The following is a 15,195-nucleotide window of genomic DNA, read 5'->3' as shown; positions in this document are numbered from 1 at the left end:
TGAAATGTCAGATTATTAAGGAGTTAAGCTATGGCTGTAACTAAGCTGGTTCTGGTGCGTCACGGCGAAAGCCAGTGGAACCAAGAAAACCGCTTCACCGGTTGGTATGATGTTGATCTGTCCGACAAGGGCCGCACCGAAGCGAAAGCAGCAGGCAAGCTGTTGAAAGAAGAAGGTTTCACTTTCGACTTCGCTTACACCTCCGTACTGAAGCGCGCGATCCACACCCTGTGGAACATCCTCGACGAGCTGGATCAGGCCTGGTTGCCAACCGAAAAATCCTGGAAGCTGAACGAACGTCACTACGGCGCGCTGCAGGGTCTGAACAAAGCGGAAACCGCGGAAAAATACGGCGACGAGCAGGTGAAACAATGGCGTCGCGGCTTTGCGGTGACCCCACCTGAGCTGACCAAAGAAGACGAACGTTACCCTGGCCACGATCCGCGCTACGCTTCGCTGACCGAGCAAGAGCTGCCGCTGACCGAAAGCCTGGCGCTGACCATCGATCGCGTTATCCCTTACTGGGACGAAGAGATCCTGCCACGCATCAAGAGCGGCGAGCGCGTGATCGTTGCGGCGCACGGCAACTCCCTGCGCGCGCTGGTGAAATACCTGGATAACCTGAGCGAAGATGAAATCCTCGAGCTGAACATCCCAACCGGCGTGCCGTTGGTGTATGAGTTCGACGAGAACTTCAAACCAACCAAACGTTACTACCTGGGTAACGCCGACGAGATCGCAGCAAAAGCGGCGGCCGTAGCGAACCAGGGTAAAGCGAAGTAATTTCGCCCGTTCACGAAAAAGCCCCCGGTTTTCACCGGGGGCTTTTTTATTGCTGCTGCGCCATCGCCTCGTTCACCGCGTCCAGCCGTTCCTGCATCGCCGGATGGGTGCTGAGCCAGGCAGGCAGCGCCCAGTCATCGGCCTTTTCTCGTTCAGGCGCCTGCGCCAACGCGCGGTAGATCGCCGCCATTTCCGCCAACGAACGCCCCTGGCGCTGCATTTCCGCTATCGCAAACGCATCCGCCTCACGCTCCATCCCGCGAGAAAACTGCATCTCATTCACGAAGGATGCGGACTGCAGCAGCGTGTCGCCGATGCCGCTGACGTCACCCGTCATCCACATCAGCGTCAACGCCACCAGTGACGAACGCACCAACATGCGCATCGGGTGACGATGGGCGTGATGCCCCATCTCATGCAGCATCACCGCCGCCAAGCCATCGTCGTTTTTTGACAAGGTGACCAGGCTGTCGCTGAGCACCAGCGTGCCGTCCGGCAACATAAAGGCGTTCGGCGCACCGGGCGCCGCCATCAGCTTCAGCGAGAGCGGCGTGCGCTCCTGGCGCATCTCGGCCGGCATCACCTGCCGGAACAACTGCTGCAGCGCCCGTTGCCGTTCGGCCGGCAGTGCGGAGGGCGCGAAGCCGCTCTGGTCCAAAAACGTCTGCGTATGTTCGCCCAGCGTCTGTTCCACCGAGGTGGGGACGCGCATGGCGATCTCGCTGCTCGCCCACGGCAGCACCACGTAAACGTAAGCCACTACCGCCAGCAGCGTCATCAGCAGCGCCAGGGCGACGCCGCGTTTATGGCGTTCCAGGCGATGCACCCACCCCGGCGAACGGCGTTGATAGAACCAGCGGCGAAAGGCCGCGTCGTCGTCAGGCACAAAGCGCCCGCCGCCCTTGAAGGTGAGCGTCAGCGGAATATTGCCCAGCGCGGCAGAAACGGTGATGTCCGTCAGCGGGATGTAACGCTGTTCATCCTGCCGCTGCAACGTCACGCCTTCGCCGCTTTCGTTCACCAGCAGACGAGCCGCCTCACGTGCGGCCCGTCCCGGCAACTGATAAGCGCCTTCAAGGATCATCGGCGCCTCAGAAGTTGCCGCCCAGATCCAGCGCCTGCAGCGCTTCTTCGGCCACCGCGCTGTTGGCGGTTTCCTGATGCGCCGTAATGTCCAGCAGCGCCAGATCGCCTTCAACCGCCGTGCAGGCCGCCAGATAACGGGCATGACGCACTTCCGCCACCGGCGCCGCCAAACCGAGCGAGAACAGGGTAATCAGGGTATTGGTGATCAACAATCCCATATACGGCAGCGTTTTCATTGAGGAATGCAGCTTGATGTCGCCGTTCAGCCTTGCCTGGTTAAACAGATAGTTGCGCTGGGCAACGACCTGGTAGCTGCTGGCCACCAGCGCGCCAATTAGCAGCACCACCATCATCAGCAGAAGGCTGCTGATATTATCCAGCACCAGCACATCAATGGCTTCATTGGTTAACATGCCCATCAACACCATCTGATAGAGGGTAAGGAAGAACGAACCGATGCACACCAGCGCGACCAACATGAACGGCAGGAATATGAGCAGGCCAATCAAGGCAAATTTGATAAAGGCCGATTTCTTCAGTTCGGCAATAAACGGTGTCTTTCCGAAAAACAGGTTATTAACGTACAAATCATGCTGCAGTGCGCTAATAATGCCGTTTACCGCCGCAAATGCCGGCACGGCCAAAATCAGCGTCAGCACCAGCATAAAAGCGATGGCGTTGATGCTGCCAAGACCGCTGCCAATGCCGAGCAAGATGATCAGACCGACATACAGCCCGATAATCAGCAATAACGGGCAGAACAGTAAAGCCCAATAGGCGCGCCCGGTGCGGCAGACATAATTAAAACGCACGCCGCGATAGCTCGACATAATCGCATTGTAGCGCCAGCTGCGGATAACGATCCACGGCAGCAGGGCAAGCAACACCAGCAAAGCCAGCAGCCCCAGCAGGGGTGTTATCATCAGCAAGATATAAAACACGATGATGCCGCCGATCACCAACAGCCGCCCTTTCAGAATTTGCAGCGGTTGTGCATGGTAGTCGAAACGATCGCCGTCCAATTCCGTGTTGCCGTAAAAATAGCGGCGACGGCGCACCGTCGCCCAGGCGGAATAGATGCCCAGGGTCAGGGCGGTCAATAATGCATTGACTAACCAAATAGCGAAGTACTCACCACCTTTCCCATGGAATTTAATCCGGTGCAGCCCCAGCGACTGCGAGGTATTGTTTGTCATAATTCTTTCATCCTGAAAGGAATAAGGTCATACCACTCCCCACTTATTAGGCCTGCGGGGTTTATGGAATAAAAAAAGCGTCTTATATAAGCACAATGCCGCGAGTAGTGACAATTATTCTTTTCTTAAATAGGAATAATGCGAAGAGGGCCGCTTAAGGACTTAATTGGCCTATTAACTGTAAGCCTTAAAGTCGTGGAATATAGAGAAGTGCAATGGCAAGGATAAAACAAGGGCCCGTTATCGGGCCCTTGTCATTGTTTGCGGTTATCCGCGGCGCGCTTTCACCGCCGCCGCCAGATCGCGCAGCACGGTTTCGGTGTCCTGCCAGCCGATGCAGCCGTCGGTCACGCTCTTGCCGTAAACCAGCGGTTCGCCGCTTTCGAGGTTCTGGTTGCCTTCCACCAGGTGACTTTCGATCATCACGCCGATGATCGCTTTTTCACCGCCGCTAATCTGCCCGCAAACGTCAGCGCTCACGTCCATCTGCTTTTTGAACTGTTTGCTGCTGTTGGCATGGCTGAAGTCGATCATCACCTGCGCAGGCAGCCCGGCTTTGCTCAGGCCGGCTTTGACGTCCTTCACGTGCGCCGCGCTGTAGTTCGGCTCTTTGCCGCCGCGCAGAATAATGTGGCAGTCGCCGTTGCCGCTGGTATTAACGATCGCCGAGTGACCCCACTTGGTCACCGACAGGAAGCAGTGCGGCGCGCCGGCGGCGTTGATGGCGTCGATCGCCACCTTGATGGTGCCGTCGGTGCCATTCTTGAAACCGACCGGGCACGAGAGGCCGGAGGCCAGCTCGCGGTGCACCTGCGATTCCGTGGTGCGCGCGCCGATGGCGCCCCAGCTCATCAGATCCGCCAGGTACTGCGGCGTGATCATGTCGAGGAATTCGCCGGCGGCCGGCAGACCGCTGTCGTTGATCTCCACCAGCAGTTTGCGCGCCAGGCGCAGGCCGTCGTTGATGTTGAAGCTGTTGTCCATCTGCGGATCGTTGATCAGGCCTTTCCAGCCCACGGTGGTGCGCGGTTTTTCGAAGTATACGCGCATCACCACTTCCAGCTCGCCGCTCAGTTCTTCACGCAGCGCCAGCAGGCGCCCCGCGTACTCTTTGGCGGCTTGGGTATCGTGGATGGAGCAAGGGCCAATCACCACCAGCAGACGATCGTCGCTGCCGCGGAGGATATTGTGAATCGCGCTGCGGGCCTGGGACACCGTCTTTGCCGCGCGTTCGGTAGCCGGGAATTTCTCCAGCAGAGCCACCGGCGGCAGGAGTTCCTTAATATCATTAATGCGTAAATCGTCGTTTTGGTAATTCATAGCTTTTCCATTCGGTATCGAGGGGTATTTCGCAGTGCGTAACGGTGTAGATCCCAACAATCTAGCCTGTGGGAATGGCGCTGTAAATCACCTTTGCCCCCCTCCGCTGGAACCGCCAAATTAACAGCAGATTGTGCTGTTTCATCAGGGGAGCGCAGAGCCTCCTTTTTCGCTATGCTAGCGATCGGAATATAAAGCGACCCGAGTTGAACATGCCTTCTCTGTTATTAGTTGATGACCACCCGGTGGTTCATGTCGCACTGGAAGCGGCGCTAATGAAATCATCCCGCCCCTACCGCCTGCAGGCGGCGCAGGACGACGTCCAGGCGTTGGCTCTGCTGGCCGAGGCCGCTTTCGGCCTGGTGATCCTGGATATCGGCCTGCCGCAGGTCGATGGGCTGCAGCTGTTGAAAAAAATCCGCCGCCGCTACCCGCAACAAAAGATCCTGATCTATACCGCGCAAGAGGCCGATGTGTATGCGCGCATGGCGCATGCCGCCGGCGCCGACGGTTTCGTCAATAAAGGCAGCTCGCTGGCGGAGTTGGTGCTGGCGATCGAGCAGGTGCTGGACGGTGAAGCCAGTTTCCCCGCCGCCGCGCTGGCCGAAGAAGCGCCGACGGCGGACGGCGGGCTGCTCACGCCCAAGGAGCTCGAGGTGCTGGGTTTGCTGAGCCAGGGGCTGTCCAACCTGCAGATCGCCGACCGGCTGCACATCAGCAACAAGACCGTCAGCACGCACAAGAAAAACATCCAGCGCAAAACCGGCGCCGGTAATCTGCTGGAGCTGGTGGCGGTATTTAAAGAGCTGGCGCCATGATGCGCCGCGCCCTGCTGCTGCTGATCCTGTGGTGCGGCCTGGCGCAGGCGGGGGAGCCGGTGCGCTATCAGCTGGTCAGCAATCTGAATACCCCCGAGAACATGCTGATCGTCGGCGAGAAAAACCCCTGGCGCGACCGCACGCTGCGCGTCGGCATCATCAGTGAGAACACCAGCCCGTACAACATCATTGTGGATGACGATCTGTATGGGCTGAACGCCGACTACCTCGGCTATATCCAGCAGGTAACCGGCATTCGCTTCGCCATTTACGGCTTCGCCGATCTGACGCAGCTGGAGCAGGCGCTGCACGACGGCAAAATCGATCTGCTGTATGGCATCCCGCAAAGTGAAGCGCTGCACGGATTGGCGATCTCTCAGCCCTATTACGTCAGCAACCTGCGCGTATTGCGCGACCGCAGCAACGATCGGCCGGTGATGCTCAACTCCGCCAATGCCCGCGTCGCGATCGGCGCGCTGACCGACATGCAGTCTGGCGGCGCCCTGCAGGCGGTGGCGTCGCAGATCCAGCGCTACGACAACAACCTGCAGGCGGTCTATTCGCTGCTCAACGGCAGCAGCGACTACTTTATCGCCGACGAGGCCAGCGCCAGCTTTATCATCGACCAGTTGCAGCTCGGCCAGCTCTATCAGATTGAAAGCAACGAGAACCTGGGCAACCTGTCCTTCGTGTTCGCCGCCGCCGACCCGCGGCTGATAGATACGCTGGACACCGCCATCGCCGACGCGCCGATGGAGCTGATGAATGCCCTGCAGAGCCGCTGGAGCAAAAAGATCCCCAGCTACCTCGATACCGGCAATGCCGATCTGACGACGATGGAGAAGAATTGGGTGGCGAGCCACCGCGTGGTTTACTACGCCGCCATCGAGAACAATTTCCCGTTCGCCTACCGCGGCTCCGACGGCCAGCCGCGCGGCTACGCCATCGATATTCTCAACATCATCGCGCAAAACACCGGGCTGCGTTTCGCGCCGCTGTGGGCGCGCAACGCCGAGCAGGCCGATCAGCTGGTGCAATCCGGCCAGGCCAGCTTCCGCGCCGCCCTGCCGCTGGCGCGCGGCGTCAAGGCGCGCTACAGCGCCAGCATGCCGATCCACCGTTCGCTGTGGGGCGTTTACGTCGGCCAGTATGCCAACGGCGTCTCGACCTGGGGTGATCTGGCCGGCAAGCGCATCGGCGTGCTGCAGGGCGATTTGGCGCAGGGGCTGGTGCCGGAGCAGGAACAGACCGTCAGCTTCGCCGACAGCAAGTCGATGTACGACGCGCTGGCCAACGGCCAGCTGGATGCGCTGGTGGATAACGTCATCTCCGCCAACTTTTTGGCGCTGTCGCGCTATTCCGGCGCCATCAAGCTGGCCTTCGCCGCCAACAATATCCCCTATCCGGTGGCTTTCGGCGTGCGCCGCGATCAGCCGCTGCTGCTGGCGATCCTCGATAAGAACCTGATGCAGATCCCAGCGGACACCCTGCAATCGCTGCGCGACGAGTGGATCGTCGATCGCAGCAACCTGATCGACGCGGTGAACGACAACCGCATGCCGCCGCAGACCACCTGGCTGCTGGCGCTGTTGGCCGCCGCTACCGTGCTGCTGTTGGCGCTGACTCTGCGCCGTTTCATGCTGCAGCGCCGTGAAAAACGCGAACGCGAAGAGCTCGAACAGGCGCGCCGCCGCGCCGAAGCGGAAAATCGCATGAAGAGCAAATTCCTCGCCACCGTCAGCCATGAACTGCGCACGCCGATGCACGCCATCCTCGGCCTGCTGGAACTGGAGCTCAAACGCCAACCTGCGCCGGAAGGCCTGCCGGTGATTTACAGTTCGGCCTCATCGCTGCTCAACCTGCTCAACGACCTGCAGGATCACGCGCGGTTGGAAACCGGGTCGTTGACGTTGGCGCCAAAACCGATGGCGCTGCGCCCCTGGGTCGCGCGCATCGACGCCCTTTACCGACCGCTGATCGGCGATCGGCCGTTGACGCTGAGCGTGGTGGCGGATCTGGCGCTGCCGGAGGCGGTGGTCATTGATGGTGAGCGTTTACTTCAGGTGGCTAACAATCTGATAAACAACGCGATAAAGTTCACGCCGCGCGGCGCCATTCAGGTCGAAGTCGGCTGGCGCGCGCAGGATGAGCGGCAGGGGGAATTGCATCTGACGGTGAACGACAGCGGCTGCGGCATCGCCGCCGATGAGGTAGGCAAGCTGTTTCAACCGTTTTACCGCGCGCGCGGCGCGCAACGCATCTCGGTGCAAGGAACCGGTTTGGGCCTGTCGATCTGCAAAGAAATCGTCGAACAGATGGGCGGCCGCATCGCGTTGCACTCGCAGCCGGGCGTCGGTACACGCGTCGAGGTCGCGATACCGGTCGAGCTGAGCGGCGCGCCGCCGGCTGTCGCCCCGGCAGAGCGTAGCTTTGATCTGCCGTCTTCCGCCATGCGTACCGCGCTGATCGACGATCATCCCACCAATCTGTTGCTGCTGGAACGCCAGCTGCGCCACTTCGGGCTGCAGCCGGCCCGCTTTGAACAAGGCTATGCGCTGCTGCAGGCCCAGCGCCGGCAGCCGTTCGATCTGCTGTTTATCGACTATAACATGCCGCGCCCGGACGGACTGACGCTGGCCAGGCTGATCCGGCGCGACGAACAGCGGCTGCAGCGCCCGCCTTGCCGCATCGTGCTCTGCTCGGCAGACGTGCAGGAGTTTACCCGCATCCCGCCGGGCCTGGTGGCGATCGACCACTTCCTGACCAAGCCGATTTCACTGGCGGCAATCGGCCAGGTATTGGCTCAGCAACCGCAGGCTCAGGAAGAAAAGTCAGTCCTTACTGACCTACGGCAAACGCTGGCTGAGATGGCGGGCGGCGATCGCGCCATGATGCAGCGGCTGGCGCAGACGCTCAACGACACGCTGCGGCAAGACCGGCAGCGGCTCGCGGATGCCGTCGCCGCGAGCGACTGGCCACGCCTGGAACAGGCGGCGCACCGCATCAAGGGCAGCCTACTGATGCTGCAGTTGCCGGAAGCCGCGCGGCTGTGCCAGCAACTGGTGGAAACCGCACGTCGGGGCGAACTTGCCGCCGCCGCTTATACTAAATTAAAGGCGTCAGTGGCGCAGATAGAACCGGAGCTGGACGCTCTGCTCGCCGCCGCCCCCACTTTCGCTATGCATAAGGATGAATAATGTCGGACACTCCACACGTACACCTGCCGAAAGACAGTAATAGTAAACGCCTACTGACCGCTTTTTTAGTCACCGCCGTCTTTATGGTGGCCGAAGTGGCCGGTGGCCTATTGTCCGGCTCGCTGGCGCTGTTGGCCGACGCCGGGCACATGCTGACCGATGCCGCCGCGCTGTTGGTGGCGCTGATGGCGGTGCACTTTTCCCAGCGCAAGCCCAACGCGCGCCACACCTTCGGCTATCTGCGCCTGACCACCCTGGCGGCCTTCCTCAACGCCGCGGCGCTACTGGTGATCGTGGTATTCATCCTGTGGGAGGCGATACGGCGTTTCTTCGAACCACAGCCGGTGATGGGTACTCCGATGCTGATCATCGCCATAGCGGGGCTGCTGGCGAACCTGTTCGCCTTCTGGCTGCTGCATCGCGGCAGCGAAGAGAAAAATATCAACGTGAGGGCGGCCGCGCTGCATGTGTTGGGCGACCTGCTCGGCTCGGTGGGCGCCATCGTCGCCGCCATCGTCATTCTCGCCACCGGCTGGACGCCGATTGACCCGATCCTGTCGGTGCTGGTCTCCTGTCTGGTGCTGCGCAGCGCCTGGCGGCTGCTGAAGGAGAGCTTCCACGAGCTGCTGGAAGGCACGCCGCAGGAGGTCGACATCGCCAAGCTGCAAAAAGACCTGTGCCTGAACATCCCGGAAGTGCGCAATATCCACCACGTACACGTCTGGCAGATCGGCGAACAGAAGCTGATGACGCTGCATGCGCAGGTGATCCCGCCGCATGACCACGATGGGCTGTTGCAACGTATCCAGGCTTATCTGTTGGAACACTACAAGATCGGCCACGTGACCATCCAGATGGAGTACCGGCACTGCGAGACGCCGGACTGCGGTATCAACCGGGCACCGGAGCCGAGTGAACACTCACATGCCGAAGCGCATTCCCATCTGGGGCATCACCACTAAGCCACGAGGGCGCCATCACGGCGCCCTCTGCGTTGTTACGGTGCGGAAGAGAGCGGATTGGAACGGTTGCGCCCGGCGCTCTTGATCCACAGCCAGGAGCCGTTCAGGGCGATCAGCGTCAGAATGACATACTCCAGCGCCATCGCGTACACGCCCTGGTAGGCGAAGATCGCCACGCTGATGACATCGATAACCACCCACAGCAGCCAGTTTTCCACGTACTTGCGCGTCATCAGGATCATCGCCACGATGGAGAGCACCATCATCGCCGAATCCCAGAACGGGAACGCGTCCGGCTGCAGCGTCGGCATCTGCACGTTCAGCCCCAGCCCTTGCATCACCGCCACCGCAATCTGCGTCAGCCAGGCGAACACGCGGTCGATGTTGAAGGTCATCAGGCCGATGCCGATGACGCAAACCGCCGCCCAGGCCAACGCTTTCGGCAGCGGCAGCCAGCGGATCTGCAGCTCGGCCTGATTATCCTGGGTTTGGCGGCTCCAGGCATACCAACCGTAAATATTGGCGCCGAAGAAAAACAGCTGCAGCAGCAGGCTGGCGTACAGCTGGATCTGGAAGAAAATCACCGCGAACAGCGTGACGTTGATCAGGCCGAACAGGTAGTTGATGATTTTTTCCTTGCTGGCGTACCAGATGCACAGCAACCCGAACAGTGTGCCGATGGCTTCGATCCACGACAGATCGTAACCGCCCGCGCCAAGCGGAATATGCACCAGAATATTGCTGGTACTGAAGAAGCTCATGAGGTCATCCTTTTAAACGGTTAAGCGTTGCCTTTAACCTGCATCTTAAGCTGAGCGGCGAAATCCAGCATGCGGTTCAGCGGCACCAGCGCCTTTTCACGCAGCGCGGCGTCCACGTGGATCTCATGCTGCGCGCCCCCCTGCTCCAGCCCTTCGGCAATCGCCTTCAGGCCATTCATCGCCATCCACGGGCAATGCGCGCAGCTGCGGCAGGTCGCGCCTTCACCGGCGGTCGGCGCTTCGAACAGCTCCTTGTCCGGACAAGCCTGCTGCATCTTGTAAAAGATACCGCGATCGGTGGCGACGATCAGCTGTTGATGCGGCAATGTTTTCGCCGCCTGAATCAGCTGGCTGGTCGATCCCACCGCATCCGCCAGCTCGACCACCGCCTGAGGCGATTCGGGATGCACCAGGATGGCCGCCTGCGGATAGAGCGCCTTCATGCGCCGCAGCGCCTGGGTCTTAAACTCGTCATGGACAATGCAGGCGCCTTGCCAACACAACACGTCAGCGCCGGTCTGCTTCTGCACGTAGCTGCCGAGATGACGATCCGGCGCCCAGATAATTTTCTCGCCCAGGCTATCCAGATGCTCGATCAGTTCGACGGCGATGCTGGAGGTCACCACCCAGTCAGCGCGCGCTTTGACCGCCGCCGAGGTATTCGCATAGACCACCACAGTGCGATCGGGATGGCTGTCGCAAAACGCATGAAACTCCTCTTCCGGGCAGCCCAGATCCAGCGAACATTCGGCAAACAGCGTCGGCATCAGCACCTGCTTTTCCGGGCTGAGGATCTTGGCGGTTTCCCCCATGAAACGCACGCCGGCCACCAACAGCGTGGAAGCCGGATGCGCGCTGCCGAAGCGTGCCATTTCCAGCGAATCCGCCACGCAGCCGCCGGTTTCTTCCGCCAGCGCCTGGATTTCCGGATCGGTATAATAGTGGGCGACCATCACCGCGTTGCGCTGCTTGAGCAGGGTTTTGATCTTTTCGCGATAAAAGGCTTTTTCGGCTACGTCCAGCGGTACCGGTTTAGGCGGGAAGGGATACACCGCCGCATTGACATCAAACATTTCACTCATCGCTGCAATCTCATGCTAGGCTGGGCGCCTGCCGCTTGAATATTGCCTGCCGCAACGCCCTTCGTTTTATATACTAAACAAAATACCTAAATCAGCGCGAAAAGTCCGCTGATATTTTCAATTTTGCGCACCTATTGTTTAATAGATTAAAAACACAGGCATTGCCCGCGCAGTTCACAGCGGATAACCGCTTGGCGAGAACGTATAGCCGTTCAGAAAAGCGCGGGATGACGATCGGTGTGTTGTTGAAACGAGAAAGCAGCGGATTCAGATTGCGGTGATGCGGATGCGATAAAAGGCGCTTTTTCTGAATGGGTGGGTCGTGCAGGATTGATTCGGCCTGTGGCCTCACCCTGCGGGCAACGCTGCGCGTTGTCGTATCGCTGAACCTGAGCGCAGGATCTCACCCGCACGACTCGGTGACCATGTTGGCGAGAAGATGAGGTCAAGTTTGGATGTTACAGAAACGAAAAAAGCGCCCAAAGGCGCTTTTTTCTGAATTGGTGGGTCGTGCAGGATTCGAACCTGCGACCAATTGATTAAAAGTCAACTGCTCTACCAACTGAGCTAACGACCCGCAGAAGTGGTGGGTGATGACGGGCTCGAACCGCCGACCCCCTCCGTGTAAAGGAGATGCTCTACCAACTGAGCTAATCACCCACTTCAGGACTTCCAGGCACTGCTAAACGAGAGAATGATGGTGGGTGATGACGGGCTCGAACCGCCGACCCCCTCCGTGTAAAGGAGATGCTCTACCAACTGAGCTAATCACCCTCATTCGTTCTCATTTTTTCTCAACAAGATGGTGGGCGATGACGGGCTCGAACCGCCGACCCCCTCCGTGTAAAGGAGATGCTCTACCAACTGAGCTAATCGCCCCGTCTTGTTGGAGTCGCATTATAGGGATAGTTCAAAGTGAGTCAACGCTTTTTAAAATGATTTCAATCGTTCGCCGCAAATTTAGGCAGGGCGCGATAATTATCGCCAGCAGCGCCGATTCTTTGCGCGATGCTATGCGAAACTCGCCGCAAAACGCGCTAAATCGACTGGCGCAATATCGTGTCGGCGTTGAGGAATTAGCGCGTGGTGATACAATGTCGTCCACTCTTTTTTCAATTCCGAGCAATCGTCGGCAACCGCCGACACGCGTTGCGTAATAAGGCAGTGAACCCAATGAAAATCAAAACCCGTTTTGCACCGAGCCCGACCGGCTATCTTCACGTCGGCGGCGCGCGTACCGCACTTTATTCCTGGTTGTTCAGCCGCCATGCGGGCGGTGAGTTCGTTCTGCGTATCGAAGATACCGATCTGGAACGTTCTACCCAGGACGCGATCGACGCAATTATGGATGGCATGAACTGGTTGAACCTGGATTGGGATGAAGGCCCGTATTTCCAGACCAAGCGTTTCGATCGCTACAACGCGGTCATCGACGAGATGCTGGAGCAGGGCACGGCGTATAAATGCTATTGCTCCAAGGAACGTCTGGAAGCGCTGCGCGAGAAGCAGATGGAAAACGGCGAGAAGCCGCGTTACGACGGCCACTGCCGCGACAGCCAGTGCAGCCACACCGACGACGAGCCGCACGTGGTGCGCTTCCGTAACCCGCAGGAAGGCTCGGTGATCTTCGACGACAAAATTCGCGGCCCGATCGAATTCAGCAACCAGGAGCTGGACGATCTGATCATCCGCCGCACCGACGGTTCGCCAACCTATAACTTCTGCGTCGTCGTCGATGACTGGGACATGGAAATCACCCATGTGATCCGCGGTGAAGACCACATCAACAACACCCCGCGCCAGATCAACATTCTCAAAGCGCTGGGCGCGCCGGTGCCGGAATACGCGCACGTGTCGATGATCCTCGGCGACGACGGTAAAAAACTGTCCAAGCGCCACGGCGCGGTGGGCGTCATGCAGTATCGCGACGACGGCTATCTGCCGCAGGCGCTGCTGAACTACCTGGTGCGTCTGGGCTGGTCCCACGGCGATCAGGAGATCTTCTCCATCGATGAGATGAAAGAGTTCTTCACGCTGGAAGCGATCAACAAATCCGCCAGCGCGTTCAACACGGAGAAGCTGCAGTGGCTGAACCACCATTACATCAACCATATGCCGGCGGAAGAAGTGGCGGTGCATCTGGCATGGCACGTTGAGCAACTGGGCATTGAAACCCGCAACGGCCCGGAACTGAAAGACATCGTCAAGCTGCTGGGCGAGCGTTGCAAAACGCTGAAAGAGATGGCGGAGTCTTGCCGTTACTTCTACGCAGATTTCAGCGAGTTTGACGCCGACGCCGCCAAGAAACACCTGCGTCCGGTTGCGCGTCAGCCGCTGGAAACGGTGCGCGCCAAGCTGGCCGCCATCACCGTCTGGACGCCGGAAAACGTGCATGACGCCATTCAGGGCACGGCGGATGAGCTGGGTGTCGGCATGGGCAAAGTCGGCATGCCGCTGCGCGTCGCGGTGACCGGCGCCGGCCAGTCGCCGGGCATGGACGTGACCGTGCATGCGATCGGCCAGAAGCGTTCGCTGCAGCGCATCGACATGGCGCTGGCTTACATCGCCGAGCGCGAAGCGCAAGCCTGATTAGGTTGATACGCCATAAATGAAAAAGCCCCGTGGAGCAATCCCGGGGCTTTTTTTATTGCTTGCTGTCAGGCTTGCTCGCCGGCCGGTAAACCCGGGCGGTAGGCGAGGAAATACATCAGCCCGACAAAGCCGGCGCCGCCCAGCGCATTGCCGAGAAATACCGCGACGAAATTAGGCAGGTACTGCTCCCAGCCCATGCCGCCGGCAAAGATGGCCGCCGGGATGATGAACATGTTCGCCACCACGTGCTGGAAGCCGATGGCGACAAAAGCCATGACCGGGAACCACATGCCGATCACTTTGCCCGGCACATCCTTGCTGGCGAAGGCTAACCACACCGCCAGGCACACCAGCCAGTTGCAGCCGACGCCGGAGATGAAGGCGTGCAGGAAGTCCGCATCCACTTTGGCCTGCGCGATCGCCAGCGTCTTATGCAAAAACGCGCCTTCGGTCAGGCCCAGCAGATGGCCGAAAAAGTAGGCGACGGCCACGCTGCCGGCCAGGTTGGCCAGGGTGACCCAAAACCAGTTGCGCAGCACGGCGATAGCGGGGATCTCACGAGCGAACCAGGCCATCGGCAAGGTCATCATGTTGCCGGTCAACAGTTCGCCGCCGGCCAGAATGGTCAGGATCAGGCCGATCGGGAACACCGCTGCGCCCAACAGCGCGCCGAAAGAGCCCCATTCGGCCGGCAGGGTGCCGATGACGTGAATATCCAGCAGGAAGCCGGTGGCGATAAAGGCGCCGGCGAGAAAGCCCAGAATCAGCAGATTAGCGAGCGGGGCGCGGCTTTTGTTTACCCCGGCCTGAACGGCGAGGGCGGCGATTTCTTTTGGTGAATGCAAAGACATGACGGACTCGGTTTATAGTAATGAAGTTTATGGCGCGGGCAGTCTATGCCGCTCGGGAGTCCGACTCAAGCGCATTTCGCTAACATTCCGTTAATTAAAAATCAACGTGATATGCAGGGTCTTTCGCCATTTTGAGATGTAGCGCGCAAAATGGATGAACTCTGCGCAAAGTGATGATTTTTTGGCGCCAAAGATGCTGATTTGGCGGCTTTTTCAACGCTTGATTCAGTAATTCAATTTAGCCGTTGACAGCTTTGAGCGGGTTTCATATTATGCGCCCCGTTCACAGCACAAAGTGATTGTGGAACGGGGCTATAGCTCAGCTGGGAGAGCGCTTGCATGGCATGCAAGAGGTCGACGGTTCGATCCCGTCTAGCTCCACCAACCTTCTTCTCAGAAAGGTTGAGGATACCGTAACGCCGGTCAAAGCGTACCACTTTTGTGGGGCTATAGCTCAGCTGGGAGAGCGCTTGCATGGCATGCAAGAGGTCGACGGTTCGATCCCGTCTAGCTCCACCACCATTTAAAAAGCCGACCTTAGGGTCGG

11 protein-coding genes, 6 tRNA genes and 1 other RNA gene are annotated in these 15,195 nt (G+C 59.3%); 7 read left to right on the top strand and 11 right to left on the bottom strand.

The genetic code is table 11. From position 1 onward, the window contains the following. Positions 1-30 precede the first annotated feature (30 nt). Positions 31-783: a 2,3-diphosphoglycerate-dependent phosphoglycerate mutase gene (gene gpmA, locus ACTJJ6_RS06380; RefSeq protein ID WP_004939834.1), complete on the top strand. Its 753-nt coding sequence runs from the start codon at positions 31-33 to the stop codon at positions 781-783. A 46-nt stretch (positions 784-829) separates the two neighbouring features. On the opposite strand, the gene ACTJJ6_RS06375 is transcribed toward gpmA, so the two are convergent. The 3 genes from ACTJJ6_RS06375 to aroG all read right to left on the bottom strand — a co-directional run bounded on the left by ACTJJ6_RS06375 (position 830) and on the right by aroG (position 4,385). After that, positions 830-1,867: a M48 family metallopeptidase gene (locus tag ACTJJ6_RS06375; RefSeq protein WP_116403656.1), complete on the bottom strand. Its 1,038-nt coding sequence runs from the start codon at positions 1,865-1,867 to the stop codon at positions 830-832. A gap of 7 nt (positions 1,868-1,874) precedes the next feature. Further along, positions 1,875-3,065 (bottom strand): YjgN family protein, encoded by a 1,191-nt coding sequence (locus ACTJJ6_RS06370; RefSeq protein ID WP_049299438.1) that lies wholly within the window; start codon positions 3,063-3,065, stop codon positions 1,875-1,877. 267 nt (positions 3,066-3,332) lie between these two features. Beyond that, on the bottom strand, positions 3,333-4,385 hold the full coding sequence (gene aroG, locus ACTJJ6_RS06365; RefSeq protein ID WP_016928717.1) for a 3-deoxy-7-phosphoheptulonate synthase AroG: 1,053 nt from the start codon (positions 4,383-4,385) through the stop codon (positions 3,333-3,335). Between the two features lie 212 nt (positions 4,386-4,597). On the opposite strand from aroG, the gene ACTJJ6_RS06360 reads away from it, so the two are divergent. The 3 genes from ACTJJ6_RS06360 to zitB are packed head-to-tail and all read left to right on the top strand — an operon-like array spanning position 4,598 to position 9,362. Then, on the top strand, positions 4,598-5,203 hold the full coding sequence (locus ACTJJ6_RS06360; RefSeq protein ID WP_028127666.1) for a response regulator: 606 nt from the start codon (positions 4,598-4,600) through the stop codon (positions 5,201-5,203). Then, a complete protein-coding gene (locus ACTJJ6_RS06355) occupies positions 5,200-8,400 on the top strand; it encodes an ATP-binding protein (RefSeq protein ID WP_337060352.1) in 3,201 nt (1,066 codons plus the stop codon). The genes ACTJJ6_RS06360 and ACTJJ6_RS06355 overlap by 4 nt, the downstream gene beginning before the upstream one ends. Continuing rightward, positions 8,400-9,362, top strand: coding sequence for a CDF family zinc transporter ZitB (zitB, locus tag ACTJJ6_RS06350; RefSeq protein WP_028127667.1), 963 nt, complete (start codon positions 8,400-8,402; stop codon positions 9,360-9,362). The genes ACTJJ6_RS06355 and zitB overlap by 1 nt, the downstream gene beginning before the upstream one ends. A gap of 35 nt (positions 9,363-9,397) precedes the next feature. Here zitB and pnuC read toward each other — a convergent pair whose 3' ends face one another. The 7 genes from pnuC to ACTJJ6_RS06315 all read right to left on the bottom strand — a co-directional run bounded on the left by pnuC (position 9,398) and on the right by ACTJJ6_RS06315 (position 12,084). Further along, positions 9,398-10,123: a nicotinamide riboside transporter PnuC gene (gene pnuC, locus ACTJJ6_RS06345; protein WP_016928721.1), complete on the bottom strand. Its 726-nt coding sequence runs from the start codon at positions 10,121-10,123 to the stop codon at positions 9,398-9,400. A gap of 20 nt (positions 10,124-10,143) precedes the next feature. Continuing rightward, on the bottom strand, positions 10,144-11,205 hold the full coding sequence (gene nadA / locus ACTJJ6_RS06340) for a quinolinate synthase NadA (RefSeq protein WP_015376982.1): 1,062 nt from the start codon (positions 11,203-11,205) through the stop codon (positions 10,144-10,146). Between the two features lie 313 nt (positions 11,206-11,518). Beyond that, positions 11,519-11,632, bottom strand: a non-coding RNA gene (locus ACTJJ6_RS06335) — RtT sRNA. Between the two features lie 74 nt (positions 11,633-11,706). Next, a tRNA-Lys gene (locus ACTJJ6_RS06330) sits at positions 11,707-11,782 on the bottom strand. Between the two features lie 7 nt (positions 11,783-11,789). Continuing rightward, positions 11,790-11,865, bottom strand: a tRNA-Val gene (locus ACTJJ6_RS06325). A gap of 38 nt (positions 11,866-11,903) precedes the next feature. After that, positions 11,904-11,979, bottom strand: a tRNA-Val gene (locus tag ACTJJ6_RS06320). 29 nt (positions 11,980-12,008) lie between these two features. Continuing rightward, a tRNA-Val gene (locus ACTJJ6_RS06315) sits at positions 12,009-12,084 on the bottom strand. A gap of 294 nt (positions 12,085-12,378) precedes the next feature. Here ACTJJ6_RS06315 and gltX point away from each other — a divergent pair. After that, on the top strand, positions 12,379-13,794 hold the full coding sequence (gene gltX, locus ACTJJ6_RS06310) for a glutamate--tRNA ligase (RefSeq protein WP_440803047.1): 1,416 nt from the start codon (positions 12,379-12,381) through the stop codon (positions 13,792-13,794). 68 nt (positions 13,795-13,862) lie between these two features. On the opposite strand, the gene ACTJJ6_RS06305 is transcribed toward gltX, so the two are convergent. Next, a complete protein-coding gene (locus ACTJJ6_RS06305) occupies positions 13,863-14,648 on the bottom strand; it encodes a formate/nitrite transporter family protein (protein WP_016926804.1) in 786 nt (261 codons plus the stop codon). A 308-nt stretch (positions 14,649-14,956) separates the two neighbouring features. Here ACTJJ6_RS06305 and ACTJJ6_RS06300 point away from each other — a divergent pair. Further along, positions 14,957-15,032 (top strand) — tRNA-Ala (locus tag ACTJJ6_RS06300). Between the two features lie 59 nt (positions 15,033-15,091). After that, positions 15,092-15,167, top strand: a tRNA-Ala gene (locus tag ACTJJ6_RS06295). Positions 15,168-15,195 lie beyond the last annotated feature (28 nt).

Source organism: Serratia sp. 22278 (assembly GCF_052045405.1).
GTDB classification, from domain to species: domain Bacteria; phylum Pseudomonadota; class Gammaproteobacteria; order Enterobacterales; family Enterobacteriaceae; genus Serratia; species Serratia marcescens.
Note: the sequence above shows the minus strand (reverse complement) of the source record. Positions and strands in the feature narration are given on the sequence as shown.